At 63.3% G+C, this 23,531-nt stretch carries 20 protein-coding genes and 2 other RNA genes; 10 read left to right on the top strand and 12 right to left on the bottom strand.

Annotation, left to right across the window (positions count from 1 at the left end; genetic code table 11):
* Positions 1 to 26 precede the first annotated feature (26 nt).
* Positions 27 to 971: an electron transfer flavoprotein subunit alpha/FixB family protein gene (locus tag NDY25_RS06840; protein WP_168957153.1), complete on the bottom strand. Its 945-nt coding sequence runs from the start codon at positions 969 to 971 to the stop codon at positions 27 to 29.
* A complete protein-coding gene (locus NDY25_RS06835) occupies positions 971 to 1,717 on the bottom strand; it encodes an electron transfer flavoprotein subunit beta/FixA family protein (protein ID WP_168957152.1) in 747 nt (248 codons plus the stop codon). Before NDY25_RS06835 ends, NDY25_RS06840 begins: the two co-directional genes overlap by 1 nt.
* A gap of 224 nt (positions 1,718 to 1,941) precedes the next feature.
* Between NDY25_RS06835 and rfbB the strand changes: the two genes are divergently transcribed.
* Genes rfbB through rfbD form a run of 4 tightly spaced genes read left to right on the top strand, consistent with a single transcriptional unit; the run spans position 1,942 to position 5,397 of the window.
* Positions 1,942 to 2,997 carry a dTDP-glucose 4,6-dehydratase gene (rfbB, locus tag NDY25_RS06830; protein WP_168957151.1) on the top strand — a complete coding sequence of 352 codons (1,056 nt, stop codon included), beginning with the start codon at positions 1,942 to 1,944 and terminating at the stop codon, positions 2,995 to 2,997.
* Between the two features lie 53 nt (positions 2,998 to 3,050).
* Positions 3,051 to 3,938, top strand: coding sequence for a glucose-1-phosphate thymidylyltransferase RfbA (gene rfbA, locus NDY25_RS06825; RefSeq protein ID WP_168957150.1), 888 nt, complete (start codon positions 3,051 to 3,053; stop codon positions 3,936 to 3,938).
* Entirely contained in the window at positions 3,935 to 4,492 is a 558-nt protein-coding gene (gene rfbC / locus NDY25_RS06820; RefSeq protein WP_168957149.1) for a dTDP-4-dehydrorhamnose 3,5-epimerase, read from the top strand. Before rfbA ends, rfbC begins: the two co-directional genes overlap by 4 nt.
* Positions 4,489 to 5,397 carry a dTDP-4-dehydrorhamnose reductase gene (rfbD, locus tag NDY25_RS06815; RefSeq protein ID WP_168957148.1) on the top strand — a complete coding sequence of 303 codons (909 nt, stop codon included), beginning with the start codon at positions 4,489 to 4,491 and terminating at the stop codon, positions 5,395 to 5,397. Before rfbC ends, rfbD begins: the two co-directional genes overlap by 4 nt.
* A gap of 121 nt (positions 5,398 to 5,518) precedes the next feature.
* Here the strand turns inward: rfbD and NDY25_RS06810 are convergent, their stop codons facing one another.
* The gene (locus NDY25_RS06810) at positions 5,519 to 6,940 is read right to left on the bottom strand and encodes a mannose-1-phosphate guanylyltransferase/mannose-6-phosphate isomerase (RefSeq protein WP_256627978.1); all 1,422 of its coding nucleotides are present in this window, start codon (positions 6,938 to 6,940) and stop codon (positions 5,519 to 5,521) included.
* 27 nt (positions 6,941 to 6,967) lie between these two features.
* Positions 6,968 to 8,314, bottom strand: a complete 1,347-nt coding sequence (locus tag NDY25_RS06805; protein WP_168957146.1) for a phosphohexomutase domain-containing protein — start codon at positions 8,312 to 8,314, stop codon at positions 6,968 to 6,970.
* 134 nt (positions 8,315 to 8,448) lie between these two features.
* Between NDY25_RS06805 and NDY25_RS06800 the strand changes: the two genes are divergently transcribed.
* Together NDY25_RS06800 and NDY25_RS06795 are read left to right on the top strand one after the other, a co-directional pair.
* Positions 8,449 to 9,180, top strand: coding sequence for a CoA transferase subunit A (locus NDY25_RS06800; protein WP_256627846.1), 732 nt, complete (start codon positions 8,449 to 8,451; stop codon positions 9,178 to 9,180).
* Positions 9,180 to 9,818: a CoA transferase subunit B gene (locus NDY25_RS06795; RefSeq protein ID WP_168957144.1), complete on the top strand. Its 639-nt coding sequence runs from the start codon at positions 9,180 to 9,182 to the stop codon at positions 9,816 to 9,818. Before NDY25_RS06800 ends, NDY25_RS06795 begins: the two co-directional genes overlap by 1 nt.
* A gap of 23 nt (positions 9,819 to 9,841) precedes the next feature.
* On the opposite strand, the gene NDY25_RS06790 is transcribed toward NDY25_RS06795, so the two are convergent.
* Both NDY25_RS06790 and NDY25_RS06785 read right to left on the bottom strand, forming a co-directional pair.
* The gene (locus tag NDY25_RS06790; protein WP_180336507.1) at positions 9,842 to 12,577 is read right to left on the bottom strand and encodes a rhamnan synthesis F family protein; all 2,736 of its coding nucleotides are present in this window, start codon (positions 12,575 to 12,577) and stop codon (positions 9,842 to 9,844) included.
* Between the two features lie 109 nt (positions 12,578 to 12,686).
* Positions 12,687 to 14,336 (bottom strand): electron transfer flavoprotein-ubiquinone oxidoreductase, encoded by a 1,650-nt coding sequence (locus tag NDY25_RS06785; protein ID WP_168957142.1) that lies wholly within the window; start codon positions 14,334 to 14,336, stop codon positions 12,687 to 12,689.
* A gap of 126 nt (positions 14,337 to 14,462) precedes the next feature.
* On the opposite strand from NDY25_RS06785, the gene NDY25_RS06780 reads away from it, so the two are divergent.
* On the top strand, positions 14,463 to 15,071 hold the full coding sequence (locus tag NDY25_RS06780) for an alpha-ketoglutarate-dependent dioxygenase AlkB family protein (RefSeq protein ID WP_256627845.1): 609 nt from the start codon (positions 14,463 to 14,465) through the stop codon (positions 15,069 to 15,071).
* Between the two features lie 530 nt (positions 15,072 to 15,601).
* Positions 15,602 to 15,678: non-coding RNA, sX9 sRNA (locus NDY25_RS06775), on the top strand.
* 22 nt (positions 15,679 to 15,700) lie between these two features.
* On the opposite strand, the gene NDY25_RS06770 is transcribed toward NDY25_RS06775, so the two are convergent.
* The 4 genes from NDY25_RS06770 to NDY25_RS06755 all read right to left on the bottom strand — a co-directional run bounded on the left by NDY25_RS06770 (position 15,701) and on the right by NDY25_RS06755 (position 19,313).
* Entirely contained in the window at positions 15,701 to 16,345 is a 645-nt protein-coding gene (locus NDY25_RS06770; protein ID WP_023902523.1) for an ABC-type transport auxiliary lipoprotein family protein, read from the bottom strand.
* Positions 16,342 to 17,268, bottom strand: coding sequence for an MlaD family protein (locus tag NDY25_RS06765; RefSeq protein WP_023902524.1), 927 nt, complete (start codon positions 17,266 to 17,268; stop codon positions 16,342 to 16,344). Before NDY25_RS06765 ends, NDY25_RS06770 begins: the two co-directional genes overlap by 4 nt.
* 2 nt (positions 17,269 to 17,270) lie before the next feature.
* A complete protein-coding gene (locus NDY25_RS06760) occupies positions 17,271 to 18,107 on the bottom strand; it encodes an ABC transporter ATP-binding protein (protein ID WP_168957140.1) in 837 nt (278 codons plus the stop codon).
* Between the two features lie 93 nt (positions 18,108 to 18,200).
* Entirely contained in the window at positions 18,201 to 19,313 is a 1,113-nt protein-coding gene (locus NDY25_RS06755) for an MlaE family ABC transporter permease (protein WP_006452291.1), read from the bottom strand.
* Positions 19,314 to 19,516: 203 nt separating this feature from the next.
* Here NDY25_RS06755 and NDY25_RS06750 point away from each other — a divergent pair, with 203 nt between their 5' ends.
* On the top strand, positions 19,517 to 20,776 hold the full coding sequence (locus tag NDY25_RS06750) for a threonine/serine exporter family protein (RefSeq protein ID WP_043888908.1): 1,260 nt from the start codon (positions 19,517 to 19,519) through the stop codon (positions 20,774 to 20,776).
* A 59-nt stretch (positions 20,777 to 20,835) separates the two neighbouring features.
* On the opposite strand, the gene NDY25_RS06745 is transcribed toward NDY25_RS06750, so the two are convergent.
* Positions 20,836 to 21,300, bottom strand: coding sequence for an H-NS histone family protein (locus NDY25_RS06745; protein WP_023902528.1), 465 nt, complete (start codon positions 21,298 to 21,300; stop codon positions 20,836 to 20,838).
* A gap of 144 nt (positions 21,301 to 21,444) precedes the next feature.
* On the bottom strand, positions 21,445 to 23,139 hold the full coding sequence (locus tag NDY25_RS06740) for a proline--tRNA ligase (protein WP_168957139.1): 1,695 nt from the start codon (positions 23,137 to 23,139) through the stop codon (positions 21,445 to 21,447).
* A gap of 312 nt (positions 23,140 to 23,451) precedes the next feature.
* Between NDY25_RS06740 and NDY25_RS06735 the strand changes: the two genes are divergently transcribed.
* Positions 23,452 to 23,530: non-coding RNA, sX9 sRNA (locus NDY25_RS06735), on the top strand.
* Position 23,531: the final 1 nt, after the last annotated feature.

The raw sequence follows: 23,531 nt of genomic DNA, 5'->3' as shown, positions 1-23,531 counted from the left end.
GGCCGTCGTAACCCTGCGCGTAGCCATTAGCCCAAAGCCTGTTCCAGCTCCGGCAACAACGTAAAGAGATCCCCCACCAGCCCGATATCTGCAATCTCGAAGATCGGCGACTCCGGGTCCTTGTTGATCGCCACGATCGTCCCTGCGTCCTTGATGCCGGTCAGATGCTGGATCGCGCCGCTGATGCCGATCGCCACGTACAGCTCGGGGGCGATGATCTTGCCGGTCTGGCCGACCTGCAGTTCGTTCGGCACGTAGCCGGCGTCCACTGCAGCGCGCGAGGCGCCCACGGCCGCGCCGAGTTTGTCGGCCAGGCTGTAGATGTGCTGGAAATTCTCGGCCGAGCCGACGCCGCGGCCGCCGGAGACCACGCGCTTGGCGCTCTGCAGGTCAGGGCGATCGGAGCTGCCTGCGGCCAGGCCGACGAAGCGGGTGTGGGTCGGCAGCGCGGCATCGACAGTGACTGCCTCGACCGTCGCACTGCCGCCGGCTGCCGCTTCCGGCCACGAAGCGCTGCGCACGGTTGCAACCACGATCTGGTCAGCCGGCGCTTTCACGGTGATGATCGCGTTGCCGGCGTAGATCGGGCGCTTGAAGGTGTAGGCATCTTCGACCGACATCAGGTCGGAGATCTGGTTCACGCCCAGCAGCGCGGCCACGACCGGCATCAGATCCTTGCCGAAGGTCGTGGAGGGGCCGAACACATGGCTGTAGCCCTGGCCCGCGAGCTGTGCGATCTGCGGGCCAAGCACCTGGGCGACGGCGTGTTCGTTGGCGGCGTTTGTCACCGTCAGTACGCGTGCGACACCTGCCAACTGCGCGGCCTGGGCGGCAACCGCAGCCGGATCGGCCGCCAGCACAACAATGTCGATGGACTCGGCCGACACCGCCAGCGCGGCGCTGAGGGTCTTGGCGGTGGCCGCATTGAGCTGGCCGTTGAGATGTTCTGCGACGACGAGGATCTTGGCCATTACAACAACCCCTTCTGCTTGAGTGCGGCCACCAGTTCGGCGGCGTCCTTGACCATCACGCCACGCCTGCGCTTGGACGGCGCGGCGTAGTGGGTGGTGCTGAGGCTGTCGTGCGCATCGACGCCCAGGTCGGCAAAGGCCAGCGTTTCCAGCGGCTTGCTCTTGGCCTTCATGATGTCCGGCAACTTGATGAAGCGCGGCTCGTTCAGGCGCAGGTCGGTGGTGATCACCGCCGGCAGATCCACTTCCAGCGTTTCCAGGCCGGCATCGACCTCACGGGTCACGGTGGCCTTGCCATCGGCGACGACCAGCTTGCCGGCGAAGGTCGCCTGCGGACGGCCCCACAGCGTGGCGAGCATCTGACCGGTCTGGTTGGCATCGTCGTCGATCGCCTGCTTGCCCAGGATGACCAGGTCTGGCTGTTCTTTCTCGACCAGCTTGAGCAGGGTGCGCGCTGCGGTCAGCGGCTGGATCGCAGCGTCGGTGACCACGTGGATGGCCCGGTTGGCGCCCATGGCCAGACCGTTGCGCAGATGCGCGGCCGCGTCGGCCGGCGCCAGCGTGGCGACTACCACCTCGGTGGCGATGCCGGCATCGCGCAGGCGCAACGCCTCTTCCAGGGCGATTTCGTCGAACGGGTTCGGCGAGAGCTTGACGCCGTCGGTGACCACGCCGGAGCCATCCGGCTTAACCTGAATGCGGACGTTGTAGTCCACCACGCGCTTGTAGGCGACGAGGATTTTCATCGTGTACGAGATCCTTCAGCTGTTGCGGGAAGGCCCGGCCGCGGCGGCAGGCTCGGGAGTGCCACCATTCTAACCGGGCAGGGTGCACCATGCGATGGCGTATGGATGCTGCGCTGCGGTAGTCGGACGCAGCGATGTGGGCGATGCTTAAGCTCGGCCCGGACCATATATCCTGTGTGGTTTGAAAATGCAGCGCGGGTGCGCGCGACCAGGAGGGGTAGACAGTGGCGACTTGGCTAGTAACCGGCGGGGCCGGCTTTATCGGCGGAAATTTTGTTCTGGAGGCTGTCTCTCGTGGGATCCGCGTGGTCAATCTGGACGTGCTCACTTATGCGGGCAATCTGAACACGTTGGCGTCGCTGGAAGGCAATGCCGACCATGTCTTCGTCAAGGGCGACATCGGCGACGGCGCGCTTGTGACTCGCCTGCTGCAGGAACATCAGCCGGAGGCGGTGCTGAACTTCGCGGCAGAAAGCCATGTCGATCGTTCGATCGAAGGCCCTGGCGCCTTCATCCAGACCAACGTGGTCGGCACTTTGGCCCTGCTTGAAGCAGTGCGCGACTATTGGAAAGCGTTGCCGGATACGCGCCGTGATGCGTTCCGCTTCCTGCATGTGTCCACCGACGAGGTCTATGGCACGCTGGGTGAGACCGGCAAGTTCACCGAAACCACGCCCTACGCCCCGAACTCGCCGTACTCGGCCTCCAAGGCAGCGTCGGATCACTTGGTGCGCGCGTTCCACCACACCTACGGGCTGCCGGTGCTGACCACCAACTGCTCGAACAACTACGGTCCGTACCACTTCCCCGAAAAACTCATTCCATTGGTCATTGCCAAGGCGCTGGCCGGCGAGCCGCTACCGGTGTACGGAGACGGCAAGCAGGTGCGCGACTGGCTGTTCGTCAGCGATCATTGCGAAGCGATCCGCACCGTGCTGGCCAAGGGCCGGGTCGGCGAGACCTACAACGTGGGCGGCAATTCCGAGCGCCAGAACATCGAAGTCGTGCAGGCGATCTGCGCACTGCTGGATCAGCATCGTCCGCGCGAAGACGGCAAGCCGCGTGCAAGCCAGATCACCCATGTCACCGACCGCCCCGGGCACGACCGGCGGTATGCAATCGATGCGTCCAAGTTGAAGAACGAGTTGGGCTGGGAGCCGGCGTACACCTTCGAGCAGGGCATCGCGCAGACGGTGGAGTGGTACCTGACCAACCAGGCGTGGGTGCAGGGCGTGCTGGATGGCAGTTATCGTCTGGAACGGATCGGCGCCGCGGCATAACGCGCGTCCCTTGCAAGAGCCTGCGCGCGCGCGGGCCTCAACAGGAGTACCTCATGACACAACGTAAAGGCATCATTTTGGCGGGCGGGTCAGGCACGCGCCTGTATCCGATCACCAAGGGCGTCAGCAAGCAGCTGTTGCCGGTGTACGACAAGCCGATGATCTATTACCCGCTGAGCGTGCTGATGCTTGCGGGCATTCGGGACATTCTGATCATCAACACGCCGCATGAGCAGGCGCTGTTTCAATCGCTGTTGGGCGATGGCTCGCAGTGGGGCGTCAATATCCAGTACGCCGTGCAACCCAGCCCGGACGGGTTGGCACAGGCCTATCTGATCGGACGCGACTTCGTAGACGGCAAGCCGAGTTGCCTGGTGCTGGGCGACAATATTTTCCATGGGCATGGTCTGACCGAGACCTTGCGCCGCGCCGATGTGCGCGAGCAGGGCGCAACGGTGTTCGGTTATTGGGTCAACGATCCGGAGCGCTACGGTGTTGCCGAATTCGATCAGCAGGGCAAGGTCATCGACATTGCCGAAAAGCCGGAAAAGCCGCGTTCCAACTATGCGGTCACCGGCTTGTATTTCTATGATGGCAAGGCCAGTGACTATGCGGCTGCCTTGAAGCCGTCGCCGCGCGGCGAATTGGAAATCACCGATCTCAATCGTTGCTATCTCGATGCCGGCGACTTGCATCTTGAGCCGCTGGGGCGCGGATACGCGTGGCTGGATACGGGCACGCATCAGTCTTTGCACGAAGCGGCCAATTTCATCGAGACCATCCAGATGCGTCAGGGCCTGCAGGTGTGCTGCCCGGAGGAAATCGCATTTGGGAAGGGCTGGATCGATGCTGCGCAGCTGGAGCGCCTGGCCGCGCCACTGCTGAAAAACGACTACGGAAAATATTTGAATGCATTAGCCAAGCGCGGGGTTGTCCCTTGAAAGTGATCGAAACGACGTTGCCCGGCTGCGTCGTCATCGAGCCTGCAGTCTTTGGCGATGAGCGCGGTTATTTCTTCGAAACATGGAATGCGGAGCGTTTCGGACAGCACGGCCTACCGACAAATTTTGTGCAGAGTAACGTCTCAACATCTGCCAGGTGCGTACTACGCGGTCTGCACTATCAGTGGCCTCGCCCGCAGGGCAAATTGGTGAGCGTGCTTGAAGGCGAGGTCTACGACGTTGCAGTGGACATCCGCAGTGGATCTCCTCACTTCGGGCACTGGACCGCAGTCTTGCTGAGTGCAGAAAACCGACGTCAAGTCTGGATACCTGAAGGCTTTGCGCATGGCTTCGCGGTGCTTTCGGAGAAAGCATTGTTCAGCTATCTGTGCACCGACGTGTACGTCAAGGAGGCTGATGCTGGCGTGCGCTGGAATGACGCGGAGATCGGGATCGATTGGCCGATTAGCGATCCATTGCTGTCAGCCAAGGATGCCAACGCACCGTTCCTGAGCGATGTGCCAGTCGATCGCTTGCCGGTGTATACGCCGTGACCACTTTGGTCTTCGGTGCAAACGGGCAGGTCGGGACGGAACTGCTGCGCGCACTGGCGGCCGATGGCGCGGTGCAGGCGACGACACGCAGTGGCCGGTTGCCTGATGGCAGCGTGTGCGAGACGGCGGACTTCGACGCACCGGAAGCTCTGCCAGCCTTGCTGGACCGGATTGGCCCTTCGCGTGTGGTCAACGCTGCAGCCTATACGGCAGTAGATCGCGCCGAGCAGGATCGCGATAGCGCCATGCGGGCGAATGCGCTATCGCCTGGCGTCATTGCGGCATGGTGTGCTGCCCGTAACGTGCCACTGGTGCACTACTCGACCGACTACGTCTTCGACGGCCATGGCAGCGCCCCCTATCTGGAGGATGCACAGACCTCGCCGCTAGGCGTGTATGGCGAAACCAAGCTTGCTGGCGAGGACGCCATCCGCGCCTCCGGTGCGCAGCATCTGATCCTACGCACGGCCTGGGTGTACGCCTCGCATGGCGCCAATTTCCTGCGCACGATGTTGCGTGTCGGCGCCGAGCGCGATGAGCTGCGCGTGGTGGCCGATCAGATCGGAACGCCGACGCCGGCGGCATTGATCGCCGATGTCACCGCGCAGTTGCTGCGCCAACGCACACCCGACACCTCGGGCACATGGCACCTCACGGCTGCAGGACAGACCAGTTGGCATGGCTTTGCCGAGGCGATCTTCGAAGAAGCCGTGAGCGCAGGTTTGCTGCCGCGTGCGCCGCGCGTGGTGCCGATCACCACTGCCGACTACCCGACGCCTGCTAAGCGGCCGGCGTATTCGCGGTTGTCGATCGAAAAACTGCAGCGCGATTTCGACATCGTATTGCCGGAATGGCAGCTTGGCTTGCAGCCCGTGATTGCCGAAATCGCCGCTGCCAGACGGTAGAAGTCGCGGCTCAGATCGGTGGCAATCACGCTACCTGCCGACGAAATGAAAGCCGCAAACACAAACAGCCGGGAATCCCCGGCTGTTTGCTTATGTGTTGCAGAAACCTGCAAGCGACCGATCAGGTGCGCCCGTAGGTGTCTTCGAAACGCACGATGTCGTCTTCGCCCAGATAGCTGCCGGACTGCACTTCGATCAGTTCCAGCGGCAATTTGCCTGGATTGCGCAGGCGATGGGTCACGCCAAGCGGAATATAGGTACTCTGGTTCTCGGTGAGCAGCAGCACCTCTTCGCCACGCGTGACTTCTGCGGTGCCGCTGACGACGATCCAGTGCTCTGCGCGGTGGTGATGCATCTGCAGACTGAGCACGGCACCGGGCTTGACGGTGATGCGCTTGACCTGGTGACGTTGACCCATGTCGATCGAATCGTAAGCACCCCAGGGACGATAGACCTTGCGATGCCAGGTCGCCTCGGAGCGACCGTCGGCCTTGATCCGGCCGACCACATCCTTTACTTCCTGGATGCGATCGCGGTGACCGACCAGAACGGCGTCTGGCGTCTCCACCACAACCACGTCCTCCAGGCCGACCATGGCGATCAGGCGCGAGCCATACGCATAGGTGTTCTTGCAATCGAGCTGGATGACATCGCCATGATGCGCGTTGCCCTGGCCATCCTGCTCGGAGACGTCCAGCAACGAGGACCATGAGCCAACGTCATTCCAGCCGGCATCCAGCGGCACCACGACCGCATCGGCAGTCTTTTCCATCACCGCATAGTCGATCGAATCCGATGGGCTGGAGGCGAACGCATCTTTGTCCAGACGGGTGAAGTCGGCATCGCGCTTGCCGCCTTCCCACGCCTTCTGACACGCGTCGGCGATGGCGGGATGGAATTTGTGCAGTTCTTCCAGATAGCGCGAGGCACGGAACAGGAACATGCCGCTGTTCCAGTAATACTCGCCGCTGGCCAGATAGCCTTGCGCCGTAGCCAGGTCGGGCTTTTCGACGAAGCGCTCGACCGCGGTGGCGCCGGTACCGGCACCGGCCTTGATGTAGCCATAGCCGGTTTCAGGCGCGGTCGGCTTGATGCCGAAGGTGACCAGCTTGCCCTGTTCTGCGGCAGCTGCCGCGACGGTCACGGCAGCCTGGAAGGCGGCCTCGTCACGAATGACATGATCGGACGGCAGCACCAGCAACAGCGGATCGCCACCGTTACGGGTGGCTTCCAATGCAGCGACGGCAATTGCCGGGGCAGTGTTGCGGCCCTTGGGCTCAAGCAGGATGGCCGACGGCTTCACGCCCAGCTGCTGCAACTGCTCGGCGGCCATGAAGCGATGTTCTTCATTGGCCACCACGATGGGTGCATGCGCCGCTACCGGAGCGGAACGCAGCCAGGTGGCCTGCAGCATGCTGTGCTCGCCGACCAGCGGCAGGAACTGCTTCGGGTACGATTCGCGCGACAACGGCCAAAGGCGCGTGCCGGAACCGCCGGACAGAATAATCGGAAGGACGTCGCTCGCGAGCGGGGGAAACTCCAGTGCGTCAAAGTGGGGGATGATGGTAAATCAGCCGCGTAGCAGATCGGAAATCTCCTGTGTACGCGTTTCCAGCAGTGCGGCATCGCCGCGGGTTTCCACGTTCAGACGCAGCAGTGGTTCGGTATTGGAACTACGCAGGTTGAAACGCCACTGGCCGAAGTCCGCGCTGATGCCATCGGTGTAATCCAGCTCGGGTGACAGCGACGCGTAATGCTCCATCACGCGGGCAACCGCCGCCTTGGCATCGTCCACCTTGAAGTTGATCTCGCCGCTGCAAGGGAACTTCTGCATGCGTGCTTCGACCAGATCTGCCAGCGAACGACCGGACTGAGACACCAGCTCGGCAATCAACAGCCACGGAATCATGCCGGAGTCGGCGTAGGCGAACTCGCGGAAATAATGGTGCGCGCTCATTTCGCCGCCATACACGGCGTTTTCGCTGCGCATCTTTTCCTTGATGAAGGCATGCCCGCTCTTGCACAGCACCGGAATACCGCCGCTGTCTTCGACCATCTCCACGGTGTTCCAGGTCAGGCGCGGGTCGTGCACGACCTTGCCTCCCGGCTGCTTGGCCAGGATTGCCTGCGCCAGCAGGCCGACCAGGTAATAGCCTTCGATGAAGCGGCCGCTGTGGTCGAAGAAGAAGCAACGATCGAAGTCGCCATCCCATGCAATACCGAAATCGGCGCCGTGTTCCTGCACCGCCTTGGCGGTGGCAGCGCGGTTTTCCGGCAGCAACGGGTTGGGAATGCCGTTGGGGAAGTTGCCATCGGGTTCGTGGAAGACGCGCACGAATTCGAAGGGAAGATGCGGTGCGAGCAGATCGACGATCAGACCGGCGCCACCGTTGCCGGCGTTGACCACCAGCTTGAGCGGCTTGAGCGTGCTGCGGTCCACGTAGCTGAGCAGGTGCTCCAGATAGGCGGTCTTGTCGGTACGGCTCTGTTCGCTCGCAGTGGGCTCACCCGGTGCGGCGGTATCGGCGGCGACAGTGTCGCGAATCGCGAACAGGCCGGTATCTGAGCTGATCGGTCGCGCCTGCTCGCGCACCAGCTTCATGCCGTTGTAGTCCATCGGGTTATGGCTGGCGGTGACCATCACGCCGCCGGCCGCCTTGAGATGATCGGTCTGGAAATAGACCTCCTCGGTGCCGCACAAGCCGATATCGATCACCTCGCGGCCGCTGGCGCGCAGGCCGGCCGAGAGCGCTTCCTGCAAGCCGGGGCTGGCCAGACGCACGTCATGGCCCAGGACCACGGGCCCTTGATCCAGCTGCGCCGCCAGCGCCACGCCGATGCGGCGAGCCAAGTCCTCGTTGAGTTCATCCGGCACGCGGCCGCGAATATCGTAGGCCTTGAAGGCGGGTAGCGTCATGGGCAATTCCTGGGGTGGGGGACGTCCGAGTTTAGCGGCTGCGCCGTGTCTTGGGTGTGGCGGAATTGCGAACGGGGACAGGGAACAGTCAGCGGCTAGAATGGCTGCTTCACATCAGCGAGGCGAGGGCGGTGATGCGCAATAGTGGACGTGGTAAGGCAAGCGGCAAACGCTACGCCGATGCCGGAGCGGCGTTGGACGGGGTGCTGGCCGACGGCCAGACCCTGGCGGTGGGCGGCTTTGGCTTGTGCGGAATCCCCGAAGCGCTGATCGCGGCAGTGCGCGAAAGCGATGTCAGCGGGTTGACGGTGATCTCCAACAACGCCGGGGTCGATGGATTTGGGCTTGGCCAATTATTAGCCACCCGGCAAATCCGCAAGATGATTTCGTCGTACGTGGGCGAGAACAAGGAGTTCGAACGCCAGTATCTGGCCGGTGAACTGGAGCTGGAGTTCAACCCGCAAGGCACGCTGGCCGAGCGCTTGCGTGCGGGCGGTGCAGGAATTCCTGCGTTTTACACCGCAACCGGCTACGGCACCATCGTCGCCGAGGGCAAGGAAACCCGCGAATTCAACGGCAAGCACTATGTGCTGGAAACCGCGCTGCAGGCCGATGTGGCGTTGGTCAAGGCATGGCGTGCGGATACGGCCGGCAATCTGGTGTTTCGCAAGACCGCGCGTAATTTCAATCCCGCCTGCGCCATGGCCGGTCGCGTCTGCATTGCCGAGGTCGAGGAGATCGTGGCGTTGGGCGCGATCGACCCTGACCATGTGCATCTGCCCGGCATCTATGTCGACCGCCTGGTACTCAACGCCACGCCGGAAAAACGCATCGAACAGCGCACCGTGCGCGAAGGACAGCAGTGATGGCCTGGACCAGAGATCAGATGGCCGCACGCGCGGCGCGCGAATTGACGGACGGCGCCTACGTCAACTTGGGCATCGGACTGCCGACACTGGTGGCCAATCACATTCCCGATGGCGTGGACGTGTGGCTGCAATCGGAGAACGGCCTGCTCGGTATCGGCCCGTTTCCCACCGAAGACCAAGTGGATGCAGACCTGATCAATGCCGGCAAGCAGACCGTCACCGCGCGTACCGGTGCCAGTTATTTCGGTAGCCACGATTCGTTCGCGATGATCCGCGGCGGCCATATCGATCTGGCGATTCTCGGTGCGATGCAGGTCACCGACCGTGGCGATCTGGCCAACTGGATGGTGCCAGGCAAGATGGTCAAGGGCATGGGTGGCGCGATGGACCTGGTGGCGGGGGTCAAGCGCGTGGTGGTGCTTATGGAACACGTCGCCAAGGACGGCAGCCACAAGATCCTGCCCGAGTGCGACTTGCCGTTGACCGGCGTCGGCGTGGTCGATCGCATCATCACCGACCTGGCAGTGTTCGATGTCACCGATGGTGGGTTGGTGTTGGTGGAGGCCGCAGAAGGTGTGGAGTTGGATGAGATGCGTCAGAAGACCGGTGTGGCGATCCGGACGCCTCAACCGTGAGGCGAGGCTGGACGGCCGTCAGGTCATCCAGCCCGGACCGATCCGCGTCCAGTGAAGCGATCGTCCAGTTGCAGCTCTGCCAGCCACGGCGCCTGCCAGCGTCCGGAGCCGACGCACTGCAGCGGGATCTGGACCGAGGCTCGATCGAAGTCCAGCAGGTAGCTTTCGTCCTGCGCAACCTGACAGACGTCTGCAATGAACGCTAACGCACCTTCATGCACCTGCGCGATCGTCGCCCATTGCGCTGGCGATAGCTCCTGACTGGCGTAGACCGCAGTCGGAATCTCGGTGGTGCCTGTGAAGTAGGAAAACTGCGGCGAGGGAGCGGTGAGAAGTGTTTCCAGCAGCAGATCGTGGCGCAGGATCGTGGATTGCTCCGGATCACCCTCGGTACGGCCATCAAAATAGCGGGCGGCGGCCCAACTCTGGGCAGTGATCTTTGTCGCGCGCCCGTTCAATGCAAAATAGGCGCCACCCAGCGGCTGCCCAGTCAATCTTGCAAGGTTGGCTTGGATGCTGCCGGAGTAACCTATATCGGCCACCATGGCTGCACCGTTACCTGCGGTCGCTCCCCAGTAATGCAGGTAGGCCGTCCTTTCAGTTTCGGCAAGCGCCAGCAGTTCATCTATTGCTGGAGCTATCAGCTCTAGAAGTTCGGCGTGCATCTCCGGCAGGTAGACATCGCGTTGCATGACCGATTGGCCTAATCGATGCTCCAGAATATGTGCCGCGGCATCTCCCAGGCGGGCCTGCACCAGGTTGCCCAGCGTCCCGGTGTAGGTACTGTCCAACAGCAATGCAAGATCGTCCGGCGTGTGTAGCGAGGGTGTTCCGGTTCCCCGCCGCGATGCGAGCAGATACTTGCCATGAAGCTGGTCAAGCGCCGGGGACGTTTGTTTCACGAGCTGAAAAGCCTGCTCCAGCAGGTAGCCTTCTCGGCTCAAGAATAAAATCGTTTCGATGTTGGTTTGCTTCGCCATGCGGACCAGCCAAGCGAGATAATCGAAGATCAACGGGCCGATGACCACGTAGCCAAGACTTGCCGGGGAGAGTGTCGGCAACGGCATCAATGTTTCCGGCTGCCGGTCGGCAAGATCGGCGAACCGATTAGCCAGCAAGCCAAGCCATAACTGGTCCTGCCACCGCGTTGCCGCACCCAACGGTGGCCGAAGCGGGCGCAATGCAGGAACCACATCCAGTAACGCAGATGGGCGAAGCACATGCACTGGAGTCAGTAATTTGTGCATCTGTGGACGCTGGATATCGCCGTGTTCGTTGTCGCCGACATGCAGCCACTGCGAGGTGTCGATTTTTTCAATGTCTGGCAGCTTCTTCCAGGCACTGTCAGCATCTTTGCGCCAACCCGTCTCGCAGGAGACATACCAGGCCGCTGGCAGCGCGCTGGCCTCGGGCGGCAGGATCTGCTGCAGCAATGTGCTATCCAGATACATGTCCGACAGCGCAACCAGGCGGGTGCCGCGTTGCTGCAACTGTGTAGCTGCTGCGATCACAGCGCGACGTGGTTGTAGCAGTCTGGCTTCCAGCGCCACTTCCAATGCCTGGAGGGCGCCGATTGGGAGTCCTTCCGCATCAGGTAGGCCAGACAGGGTGTTGTAGATGCTCGATAGATCGACATCGGCGCCACGTTGATGGCGTGCCTTGGACTCAGCAAGGTCGCGTAGTTCAAGAAAGTTCTCGACCCCGAATTTGCATGCTACCAAGTGGGCAAGATAGGCGCGAGCACCCGCCGGAAACAGGAACGGTCTCACCACCAAGGTGTCGAAGATGTCCAATGACACCAGTCGAGCTTGAAGAGAGGACAGTGTGAATCGCGTGGCGATCGGCGTTTCGAACGCAGCCTGCCAGTTGCGCCCACCTTCGCCGCTGAGCGCCAGCGTGCCGTCTTGCGGCAATATGCCGATGCGATACTGCTGGTGCCGCACGATGGCGACGAACATGCGCTCCATTGCGTGGTGCAAGGTGCCATCGATCTGGCCGCGCTCTTCGGGAAAGTCCTTCAGCTCAAGGTCCAGCGCGTACAACGGCCGTAGTGCATCCACCTTCGCCCAAAACATCGATCCTGCAGGGAAGTCGATGTACTCCGAGGCGCTGATATCGAATCCGAGACGTTGGGCCAGCGCGCGGCAAACCTCAAAATTACTCAGCCAGGTATGTGCCCATAGCGGCACCCGTTCGTAACTTTCGGGGTAAAGCATGCCAAGGCGCGGCTCGGCCTGAAACATTCCCAGTTGCCAGGCGATGCGCTCCGGGCTCCCCATCAGGGACGAGACCAGGTAGCGGCGCCACTGGCCTTGCTCGCTGCCGGTATACAGGGACTTTTTTGTATGCAGATGGCCGACAACATCCAATGCCAGGATCTGCTCACGGAACGTCACCACCATTGGCGCGATATCACGGCCTCGGTTGGACACGATGCGCACATCCAGTTTCTCAACATGCGATAGCTTGGAAAAGCGGGCGCGCGCGTGATCTGCGGCGGCTTCGTCCATCACAGAGACCAGCAGGTCATAGCCAACCGGCATTTGCTGGAGTGACTGTGCGAATTCGTCGATCAGATCAGGATAGAAGACGTGCACCATCACGCCGACTTTTAACTGCAGCTGCGATAAGGGCACAGGCGCGACGAACGGCGCTTGGTCCGACAGGCGTGAAGCCGTCGGCTGCTTACGTCCGGCCAATCGCACTCGCCCAAGAAATCCGCGTATTCCGAGGGCGCGGATCACTTTGAACGCCCGCATCGCAACTGCAGTTGCGCCGGAGAAACCGCCGCCATGGAGCTCTACCGAGCGACGTGCCGCAACCACAAGTTTGGAGAGACTGCTAGTCACGCGGCATGCCAGTCGTTGCTCATAGATTCTGGTAGTTCGGCCCGGAACCACCCTCCGGTGTGACCCAGGTGATGATCTCGTAGGGGTCCTTGATGTCGCAGGTCTTGCAGTGCACGCAGTTGGCGGCGTTGATCTGCAGGCGTTTGCCGGAGGGGCTGTTGGTATCTGCGACCATTTCGTAGACGTTGGCCGGGCAGAAGCGCGTGCAGGGGTTGTCGTACTCGGCCACGCAGCGGGTGGCGCAGATGTCGGTGTCGAGCACTTTCAGATGCACGGGCTGGTCTTCGTCGTGCTCGGTGGCGGCAAAGTAGACCGCCTGCAGACGGTCACGTGGTGCGAGTTCGCGCGTGCCGTAGTCGCGCTTGGGTTGCTCGTACTCGCCGATCTTGTGCAGTGCCGACCAGTCGGGCTTGTTCTTCAGCGTCCAGGGCGAGGCGCCCTTGAGCGCGGTTTCCCAAGCCGCGTTGAGCAGGCCGAACCATAGGCCTTTCTTGAAACCGGGCTTGATATTGCGCACTTCTTTCAACTCGGCCATCGCATCGGAGGCGCGCAGTTTTGCGTCGAAGCCTTGCGGGGACAGTTGCGATTGCACCAGATGTTCGGCGGCCAGCATGCCGCTGCGGATCGCCTGATGGGTGCCCTTGATCTTGGGCACGTTGAGCAGGCCGGCGGTGTCGCCGATCAACAAGGCGCCGGGCATGTCCACTTTCGGCAGCGACTGCCAGCCGCCGGTGACGATCGCGCGCGCGCCGGCCGACAGAATGCTGCCGCCTTCCAGCAACGACTTGATCAGCGCGTGGTTCTTCCATTGCTGGAAGGCTTCCCACGGCTGGTATTTGGGGTCGCTGTAGTCCAGGCCGCTGACATAGCCGAGCGCGATCTGATTGTTGTTCAAGTGATACAGGAAGCTGCCGCCGTAGGTGCGGTTGTCGGCCGGCCAGCCGAGCGTGTGCACGATCTTGCCGGGGCTGACGCGCCCCTCCGGCACCTGCCACAGCTCCTTGATGCCGATCGAATAGCCCTGCGGGTCGGCGTCGGCAGTGAGGTCGAAGCGTTCGAGCAGGCGCTTGGTCAGATGGCCACGGGCGCCCTCGGCCAGCACGGTGACCTTGGCGCGGATGTCGATGCCGGCGGTGTAGCCGGGCTTGTGCGATCCATCCTTGGCCACGCCCATGTCGCCGATACGCACGCCGATGACCTGGTCGTTGGCGTCGTGCAGCGTTTCGGCGGCGGCAAAGCCGGGGTAGATTTCCACGCCCAGCGCTTCGGCCTGCGGCGCCAGCCAGGCGCACATCGCCCCTAAGCTGACGATGAAGTTGCCGTGGTTGCGCATGCCCGGCGGCACCACCGGGAACTTGCGTGCACTGTCCTTGCCGAGAAACCAGAATTCGTCGTCGGTGGCGGCCACGCAGATCGGCGGCGGGTTGTCGCGCCAGCCTGGCAGCAAGGCATCCAGCGGGCCCGGTTCGATCACCGCACCGGAGAGGATATGCGCGCCGATGGTGCTGGACTTTTCGATCACGCACACGCTGATGGCCGGATCGAGCTGCTTGAGCCGGATCGCAAACGCCAGCCCGGCCGGACCGGCGCCGACGGTGACGACGTCGTACTCCATCACGTCGCGCTCGACCGTCTCTGACGCATGTGCGCCGACTCCTGCTTCCGACATTGCTCCGCTCCCGTTGGCTCGATGGCTAACGCGCATTTTCCGGGATTCGATGTGACGGCGGCAAATCGGATCGATTCATCCGCACTGCGCGGCGCCGCTCAGCCTGTGCGTGCTAGCGTTTGCCGAATGAAGATTCGGGTTGCGTTGCCGGGAGCGGAGATCGGTTGGTGTCGCGGCTGGTTACAGGCGGCGCAGGCCGATGTGCTGATGCAGGCGCTCTTGCAGCAGGTGCAGTGGGAAGTGCACCGCATCCGGATGTTCGGGCGTCTGGTGGATTCGCCACGCTTGAGTAGCTGGATCGGCGATGCGGAGGCGAGTTATCGCTATTCGGGCACCCGGTTTGCGCCGCAGCCGTGGCTGGACGCGCTGCAGCCAGTGCGAACGCGCCTGCAGGATGAAACCGGGCATCCGTTCAACAGCGTGTTGGTCAACCGCTACCGCAGCGGCAACGATGCGATGGGCTGGCACAGCGACGACGAACCGGAGCTGGGCGCGCAGCCGCTGATCGCCTCAGTGAGCCTGGGCGCGGCGCGGCGGTTTGCGTTCAAGCATCGCGACGATGCGGCATTGAAGCAGACGCTGGAGCTGGGCCACGGCGATCTGCTGCTGATGGGCGGCGATACCCAGCGCCATTACAAACACTCCTTGCCGCGCATCGTAAAGCCAGTCGGCGAGCGCATCAATCTGACCTTTCGTCAGATTGCGATGCGCGTGTCCAGCGATAAGAGCGGCTAACAAACGTAGCGAGCGCTCGGCTGGCGGGGAGCGCAGTGGTTTCGTTGGCTGCATCTTGTTGGATGCAGTCAGAAGCCAGGTCAAACGCTGGATCGGTCGAGGGCGTGGTGCCCTCACCGCTCGCGGGACACGCCGCAAGTACGTCCATGTAGGCTCGGTGGCGGCATCCATGCCGCCACACGGTCCCGCAAGCGGCGAGGACACCGCACCAGAGAGTTTGTCGGCAGCTGGATGAAAGCCGGTCATCTCGCGACTTGCGTTGGCTTGCAGGCATAGTTCGCAGAACACGATAGCTGGCGAATTAGAAGCACGTCACGCACTGCTTGCAACCGTGCACACCGACCATCTCGACTGGTCCTTGCCCGCCCACCGTCGCGGGACCTTACGCGGCATGGATGCCGCGTAAGAGCTTACAAGGACGTACTTGCAGCGTGTCCCGCGATGGTGGGCGGGCAAGGGCCCTGCAGCCAGGCCACAGATCAACCGCTCTGCGGCAGCCACCAGGCCGGCGGCCGGTGCTCGGAATCGGCATGTACCACTCGTGCACTCCCGGTTCCTGCGCGCCGTCCGCGCCCACCTGGCGACTGCTCGCTACGTTTTGTTAGGCGCTCCAGGTCTGTCGCTTGCGCTTACAACGAACGCGGCAGGTTCTGGCTGTCCTGCTGACCGGTGATCAAGGTCCAGCCCACCAGCTCGGTGGTGACCTGCGTCATCGCCTGCTCGAAGGCTGCGGCGACCGTCGCGGTGTCGGTACCCGTGGACGGGCGTGCAACCAGGAAGGTACGCGAGGCCACCACGCGCTGATCGGCGGCGTGCAGCAGTTTGGCGTTGAGTTCGATGGTGGCCGAGGGCAGCGATTGGCCCGCATAGTCCGACTCGAAGCGGCGCAGGTCGATTACCAGCTTGTAGTCGGAGCGGATGCCGGTGCCGATGCGGGCGACCGCCGCGATCTTGCCGGAGTCTTCGAACGCGCGCACCACGCTGTCTTCCAGCATGTCGGTGGCCGGTTGTGCCCAACCGGCGCCGTGATAGACCTGCAGCTCGCCCGGTGTCGGGCGCACGTTGATGCGCGGGCTGTCGATCACACGCGCGGCGCTGGGCTTGGCAACCGAGAGTTGCCAGCTCACCTGCGGCCAGGACGGGTTCGGCGTGATCCGCACGGTGGGTGCGTAGATCGTGGCCGGTTTCTGGTCGCCGCCGGTCAGCAGCGAGCAGCCGCCCAGCGCCAGCAACGAGACGCACAACAAGGGACGCAACAGGCGCATGGCAGTCATTTCGGTTCGAACTCCTTGGGTGCGTCGCGGCCGAGCAGGTAGCGCGCAGGGTTGTTGTCCAGTTTGTCGCTGACCCGGCGCAGGTCGCGGATCAGACCGCGCAACTCGGTGAGCGTGGGCCCGAGCTGGCCGAGGCCATCGTTGGCGAAACTATTGATGGCCGCGCGGTTCTCGCCAAGGATGTTGTCGGCGTTGCCGGCGGCCGAATCCAGCTTGACCAGCGTGGCGTCGAGCTTGGCCAGGATGCCCGGCAGCTGCTGCACCAGGTTCTGATCCAGCCGCTTGATGGTGCCGTTGGTGGTGGTCAGGGTGGTATCCAGATTGCGTGCGGCATCGCGCGCGCTGACGATCAGCGCCTGCATGCCTTCATCGCGATCGGCGATGCCGCCGCTGATCTTTTCCAGGTTCTGCAAGGTGGCGGTGATGCTGGCCACGTTCTTGTCCGAGAGCATCTGGTCCATGCGCTCGACGATGCGGTTGGCGGTGTCGGTGATGTTCTGCAGCGCCGAGGGCGTGGTCTGGATGATCGGCGCGTCGCTCTTGTCGATGGTGGTCAACGACGGTGCTTCGGGCGTGCCGCCGGAGAGCTGGATGATCGACGGGCCGGTCAGGCTGGTGATGGCCAGCTTGGCGCGCGTATCGCTCTTGATCGGCGTGGTGGAGTTCACCCGCACGTGCGCCACGACCTGGCGCGGGTCGTTCGGCGCCAGCGTCAGCTCGGTGATCGAGCCGACCGCGATGCCGTTGTATTGCACCGGGCTGCCGACCGTCAGGCCGGTCACTGCCTCGCGAAACACCACGCGATATTGCTGCCAGGTGCGGTCGGAGGAGTATTTGGCCGCCCACAGCCCGAACAGCAGCAAGGCCAGGCCTGCCACGATGGTGAAGGCGCCGATCAGGACGTAATTGGCTTTGGTTTCCATGCTCAGGCGGTCTCGGTGGAGTCGGTCTTGGCCGCGCGCGCGGCGCGGGCGCGCGGACCGTGGAAGTATTCCTGGATCCAGGGGTGGTCGAGCTGTTCGACTTCGGCCAGCGGTGCGTTGGCGATCACCTTGCGATCGGCCAGCACCGCGATGCGGTCGCAGATGGCGTACAGCGTATCCAGGTCGTGGGTGATCAGGAACACGGTCAGGCCCAGCGCCTGCTGCAAGGTCCGGATCAAACGGTCGAAGGCGGCCGCGCCGATCGGGTCCAGGCCAGCGGTGGGCTCGTCCAGAAACAGCAGCGGCGGGTCCAGCGCCAGTGCACGCGCCAGGCCGGCGCGCTTGCGCATGCCGCCGGACAATTGCGAAGGCAGCTTGTCCAACGCATCGGCCGGCAGGCCAGCGAGCTTGATCTTCAACAGCGCCAGTTCGAAATACCAGCGCTCCGGGAACTCGCCGTGATGCTCTTTCAACGGCACCTGCACGTTCTCGCCAACGGTCATCGACGAGAACAGCGCGCCGTCCTGGAACAGCACGCCGGTGTTGCGGGTGATGTGCTGGCGGTCGGCGAAGCGGCCCGAGCGCGCATCCGCGCCCAGCACCTGGATGCTGCCGGCGTCCGGCTCGCGCAGGCCCAGGATGCTGCGCATCAGCACCGATTTGCCGGTGCCCGAGCCGCCGACCACGCCCAGGATCTCGCCGCGGCGCACGTCCAGGTCCAGCTCCTCGTGCACGACCTGGCTACCGAAGCGGTTGGTCAGCCCGCGCACCGAAATCGCCAGTTGGTCGTCGTCGGTATCGATTTCGGGATCGGTGATTGGGGATTCGGGATTCGTCACAGTGCGTCTTCCCTATGAGTCCGGGCACGCTGCACGCGCCCGCTTTGGCGAATCCCCAATCCCGAATCTCGACTATCCAATCCCTGCCTCACCTCACCACCCCATCTTCATGAACCACAGCGCGGCAATCGCGTCGAGGATGATGACCAAGGAAATCGTCTGCACTACCGAGGAGGTGGTGCGCTCGCCAACCGACTGCGCGGTGCCGCTGACCTTCAAGCCTTCCAGACAGCCGATCAGGCCGATCACCAGCGCAAACAGCGGCGCCTTCGACAGCCCGACCAGAAAATGCCGCAACTGGATGGTGTCGTGCATGCGCGCCAGGTACATCTGCGGCGGGATATCCAGATCGAACGCGCCCACCGTCACACCACCGGCCAGGCCGGCGATCATCGCGATGAAGGTCAGCAGCGGCAGGGTGAAGATCAGCGCCAGCAGGCGCGGAATCACCAGCAGGTCGATCGGGTCCAGGCCCAGGGTGCGGATGGCATCCACTTCCTCGCGCGATTTCATCGCACCGATCTGCGCTGTGAAGGCGCTGGCGGTGCGCCCGGCCAGGACAATCGCGGTCAGCAGCACCGCGAACTCGCGCAGGAAGGCGATCGAGACCAGCTCCACGACATAAATTTCCGCGCCGAAGTCGCGCAGGATGGTCGAGCCCAGGAACGCGATCACCGCGCCCACCAGATACGACAGCAGCACCACCAACGGCACTGCATCCAGGCCGACCTGTTCCATGTGGTGCACGGTAGAGGTCAGGCGGAAGCGGCGCGGCTCGTGGATCAGTCGCGCAATCTTGACCAGGTTCTCGCCCAGAAAGCTGTTCAGCTCCAGAATGCCCTGGCCCACGCCATGCGTGGTGCGGCCCAGACGGTCCAGCGCGGCGACAAAGCCGTAATCTCGCTTGGGTTTGGGGCGCTCGTCGTTGAGTTCTTCGATGGTGCACACCAGGGCCTGGTGCTCATCGCGGAAATCGATCGCGTCTTCCTTCAAACCCATGCGGCTGGCGAAGCGCAGCAACTGCAGCACGCCGGCCGAATCCAGTTGCGCGATGCCGCGCGCGTCGATGCGACGAATGCCATCGGGCACGGCCTGCAGCAGTTCTGCCTGCGGCAATGCGGTCGCCAGGACCCAACTGCCGGCAAGGCGGACCTGTGCGTGATCCTGCGAGTCTTGTTCGATGCGTGGAGGTTGCGGTTTGATCATGGGTGGCCTGTCCGTGGCGCCAGCATACCGCGCCCGGCGTGAGCGAATGTTGGGGACGCTTCGCACCTGCGGCTCCGGCATGGGCGATCGGGACGCTTCGCACCTGCGGCTCCGGCATGGGCGATCGGGGCGCCGGCCACGCGCACTGCGGCATACACTGGCGGCCTCGCCAGACGGCGTTTCTCCGATCCGACCCGCTACGCATGTCCGCCGCCACCCTCGTCCAACCGTCCGCCAGCGCCACCTACGCGCAGCGCGTCGCCTTCGTTTCGGAAATCGCCGGGCGCCTGCATACCTACGGCACCACCGCGCAGCGGCTGGAGGCCGCGGTGGTCGGGCTGTCGCAGAAGCTGGGGCTGGACTGCGAGCCCTGGTCCAATCCCACCGGGATTATTTTGAGCTTCAGCGACCCGACCAAGTCGATCGGCTCCAGCGACATCACGCGGGTGATCCGGCTGGCCCCGGGCGAGAACGATCTGTACAAACTCAGCGTGGCCGATTACATCGCCGACAGCGTGGCCAATGGACGCATGAGCATCGCGCAGGGGCACACGGCGCTGCGCCGGCTGGACCGCGAGGTCGACCGGCGTGGCAAGACCATGCAGGTGTTGGCCTTCGGGCTGGCCGCGGCCGGCGTGGCCGGGCTGTGGAAATTGCCCTGGCTGGATATCGCCACCGCTGGCGCGATCGGTATGTCGATCGGGCTGCTGACCCAATACACCGATAAACGCCCGGCCACCAAGGAGGCCGGAGAAGCATTGGCCGGCTTGCTGGCCGGCGTGGTGGCCACGGTGGTCGGCTCGCTGCTCGGCCCGTTGAATCTCAATACGGTGATCATCGCCTCGCTGGTGGTGCTGCTGCCCGGCATGTCGCTGACCAATGCCTTCAACGAGCTGGCCAGCCAGCACTGGGTCTCAGGAACCGCGCGCCTGGCCGGCGCGGTGACCACGGTGCTCAAGCTCACCGTCGGTGCGGTGATTGCCGTGACGCTGACGCAGCTGGTCGGCTTGCAGCCACAGCTCGCCGCGGTGCGTCCGCAGGCCAGTTGGGTGGAATGGGCTTCGCTGCTGGTGGCCGCTTATGCGTTTGCAGTGTTGTTCAAGGCCAGTCGACGCGATTATCCCTGGATCATGGCTGCAGCCATGTCCGGTTATGTCATTGCGCGTTATGCGGGGCATGCCTGGGGCGGCCCGGCCGGCGTATTCGCCTCGGCCATGGCATTGACTGCCGCCGGTAATCTATTCGGGCGGGTGGTGCAAAGACCCGGTGCATTGATTCGTTTGCCGGGCATCATCATGCTGGTTCCGGGTAGTACCAGCCTGCGCGGATTTCTCACCCTGGTGCAGCAACAGGATGTCAGTGTCGGGCAAGCGGCACTATTGGCAGTGACCAATATCGTGATGGCATTGATGGCCGGATTGCTGTTCGGCAATCTGTTGATTCCGGCCCGCAAGAATTTATGAGGTGCAGGAAACGCGCGCAATAAAAACGCCGGCAATGCCGGCGTTTTTATTGGTTTGAATCAAGCGGCCTTGGACTTCTTGGTGGCGCGCTTGGTGACAACTTTACGTGCCGAGGTCTTCTTGGCCGGGGTCTTCTTGGCGCCAACCTTGCTGATCAGAAAGTCTTCGACTTTCTTGCCGGCGGCGGTCAATTCGGCCAGCCAGCGCGGCTGCTTGCCACGGCCGGTCCAGGCTTCCTGGGGATTTGCCGGATTGCGATACTTCGGCGGCACCTTGCCCAGCTTGCGGCCGGCGCGCGGGCCCGGCTTGGCAGCGGCAGCCGGACGACCCGGACCAGCGCTGGCAGTGGCAGAAGCGCCAAACAATTCTTCAATGGAATAACCATGCGCTTTTGCGGCGCGGGTCAGCTGGGTGCGGACCTTTGCGATCGGGGTGCGCTTGGCAACCACCGTCTGCTGCTTCTTCGCATTCTTGATCAGTGCACCCAACTGCTTGGCCGACAGGCCGCTAAGATCGATCGACATCACTACTCCGGAAAATGAGAGAGAAAAGAATGCCGGTCCGTGGCAGCGCTGGCCATCATAATGTCAGAAAACCCGCGTGACAAATGCGCCGAAATAATTCGGCGCCTTGTGTTCATCTGTTTGAAGCGGGTTCGGGGTGTTTGATCAACGTTCCAGGCGGGAGAATAACCCGGCCTTATCCAGGTTTTCTGCTGCCTCGGCGGTGCGCGCGCGATATTCAAATGTGCCAGCCGCCAATCCGCGTTCTGAGACCACCACCCGATGCGGAATGCCCAATAGTTCCATATCGGCAAACATGGCGCCCGGACGCAAACCGCGATCGTCCAGTGCGGCTTCGATCCCTGCGGCAATCAATTCGTCCAACAGCGCACCTGCTGCGGCAATCACCTGTGGGTCCTGTTTCGGGTTGATCACGCACACCACCACCTGCCATGGCGCCATCGGTGCGGGCCAGATGATGCCGGCCTCGTCGTGGTTCTGTTCGATCGCCGCAGCCACGATGCGCGAAATACCGATGCCGTAGCAGCCCATCTTCATCACCGCGACCTTGCCGTTCTCGTCGATCACGGTGGCCTGCAATGCCTGTGCGTACTGGCTGCCAAGCTGGAACACATGGCCCACTTCGATGCCACGGGCCAACCGCAGCTCGCCGCCATCGGCCGCACGTTCGCCTTCGATGACGTTGCGCACATCGGCCACGGTGTCCGGCTCGGGCAGGTCGCGGCCCCAGTTGACGCCTGCCAGATGCGCGCCGGACACATTGGCGCCGACCACGAAATCGGCCAGCGCCGCGACATCGCGGTCGGCCACCACGCGCACCGGGCGCGCGGTGTTCACCGGGCCCAGAAAACCCGGCTCGCAGCCGAGGTGGTCGCGGATTTCGGCCTCATTGGCCATCCGGTAACCGGCCAGCCCGGCGACCTTGCCCAGCTTGATCTCGTTGACCGCGTGGTCGCCACGGACCAATACCAGCACAAAGCCGGCCTCGGTCATCACCGCCACCGACTTGACCGTGCGCTGCAGCGCGATGCCCAGCAACTGGGCGACGTCTTCGCAGGTCTTCTGGGTGGGCGTTGCGACCTGGCGCATCGCCTCGCCAGCTTCGGCGCGCGGGGCGGGCAGGGCGGCACTGGCAGTTTCCACGTTGGCGGCGTAATCGGAAGCCGTGGAGAACGCCAGCGAGTCTTCGCCGGAGGCGGCGATGACGTGGAATTCCTGCGAGGCGTCACCGCCGATGGCGCCGGAATCGGCCTGCACGGCGCGGAATTCCAGCCCCAGGCGGGTAAAGATGCGGGTGTAGGCCGCGCGCATGTTGTCGTACTCGCGCGCCATGTCCTCGTCGGTGAGATGAAACGAGTAAGCGTCCTTCATCAGGAATTCGCGCGCACGCATCACCCCGAAGCGCGGGCGGATTTCATCGCGGAACTTAGTCTGGATCTGATAGAAATTCAGCGGCAGCTGCTTGTAGCTGTTGATCTCCTGGCGCGCGAACTCGGCCGCAGCTTCCTCGGCGGTAGGGCTGTAGCAGAACTCCTGTTCCTTGCGGTCCTTGATCTTGAGCAACTGCCCGCCGAACTTTTCCCAACGCCCGGTGGCGTCCCACAACTCGCGCGGCTGGATGGTGGGGAACAGCACTTCCACCGCCCCGGCGCGGTTCATCTCTTCGCGCACGATGGCCTCGACCTTGCGCAACACGCGCAGGCCCAGCGGCGACCAGGTGTACAGCCCGGAGGCCAGCTTGCGGATCATGCCCGCGCGCAGCATCAGACGGTGGCTGACCAGCTCGGCGTCGGCCGGGGTTTCCTTGGTGGTGTGCAGGTGAAACTGGGAAAGACGCATCGGGCTTCGCTTGGGCGGAAAGCCCATAGTTTGCCAGTGTCGCGCCCTGGCGGTCATCGGCGAGGGCGCTGCCCCGTCTCGGCAGGGCGGGAAAGACCGGTGCGTGAGTGTTGTGGCCAAGCGCCATTCACCCAAAGACGCGTGGCCGGCGTTCTGAAGCGGCCAGTGCTGAAATCGGCGTGTGCCATGCGTAGACGGCGGTTGGTCCGCAGCGTCCGTCCAGCAGAGGGCCGCCACGTGTTTTGGACTTGGAGCAGCTAACAAAACTCCTGCGCGGCCGCCAGGCGGGCGCGGTCGGTGCTCGGAATCGGCATGTACCGCATCTCGTACACTCCGGTTCTGAGCGCGCCGCCCGCACCCACCTGACGACCGCTCGCTACCTTTGTTAGCCG

The sequence above is a fragment of the Xanthomonas hortorum pv. pelargonii genome, assembly GCF_024499015.1.
Lineage (GTDB): Bacteria > Pseudomonadota > Gammaproteobacteria > Xanthomonadales > Xanthomonadaceae > Xanthomonas > Xanthomonas hortorum_B.
Note: the sequence above shows the minus strand (reverse complement) of the source record. Positions and strands in the feature narration are given on the sequence as shown.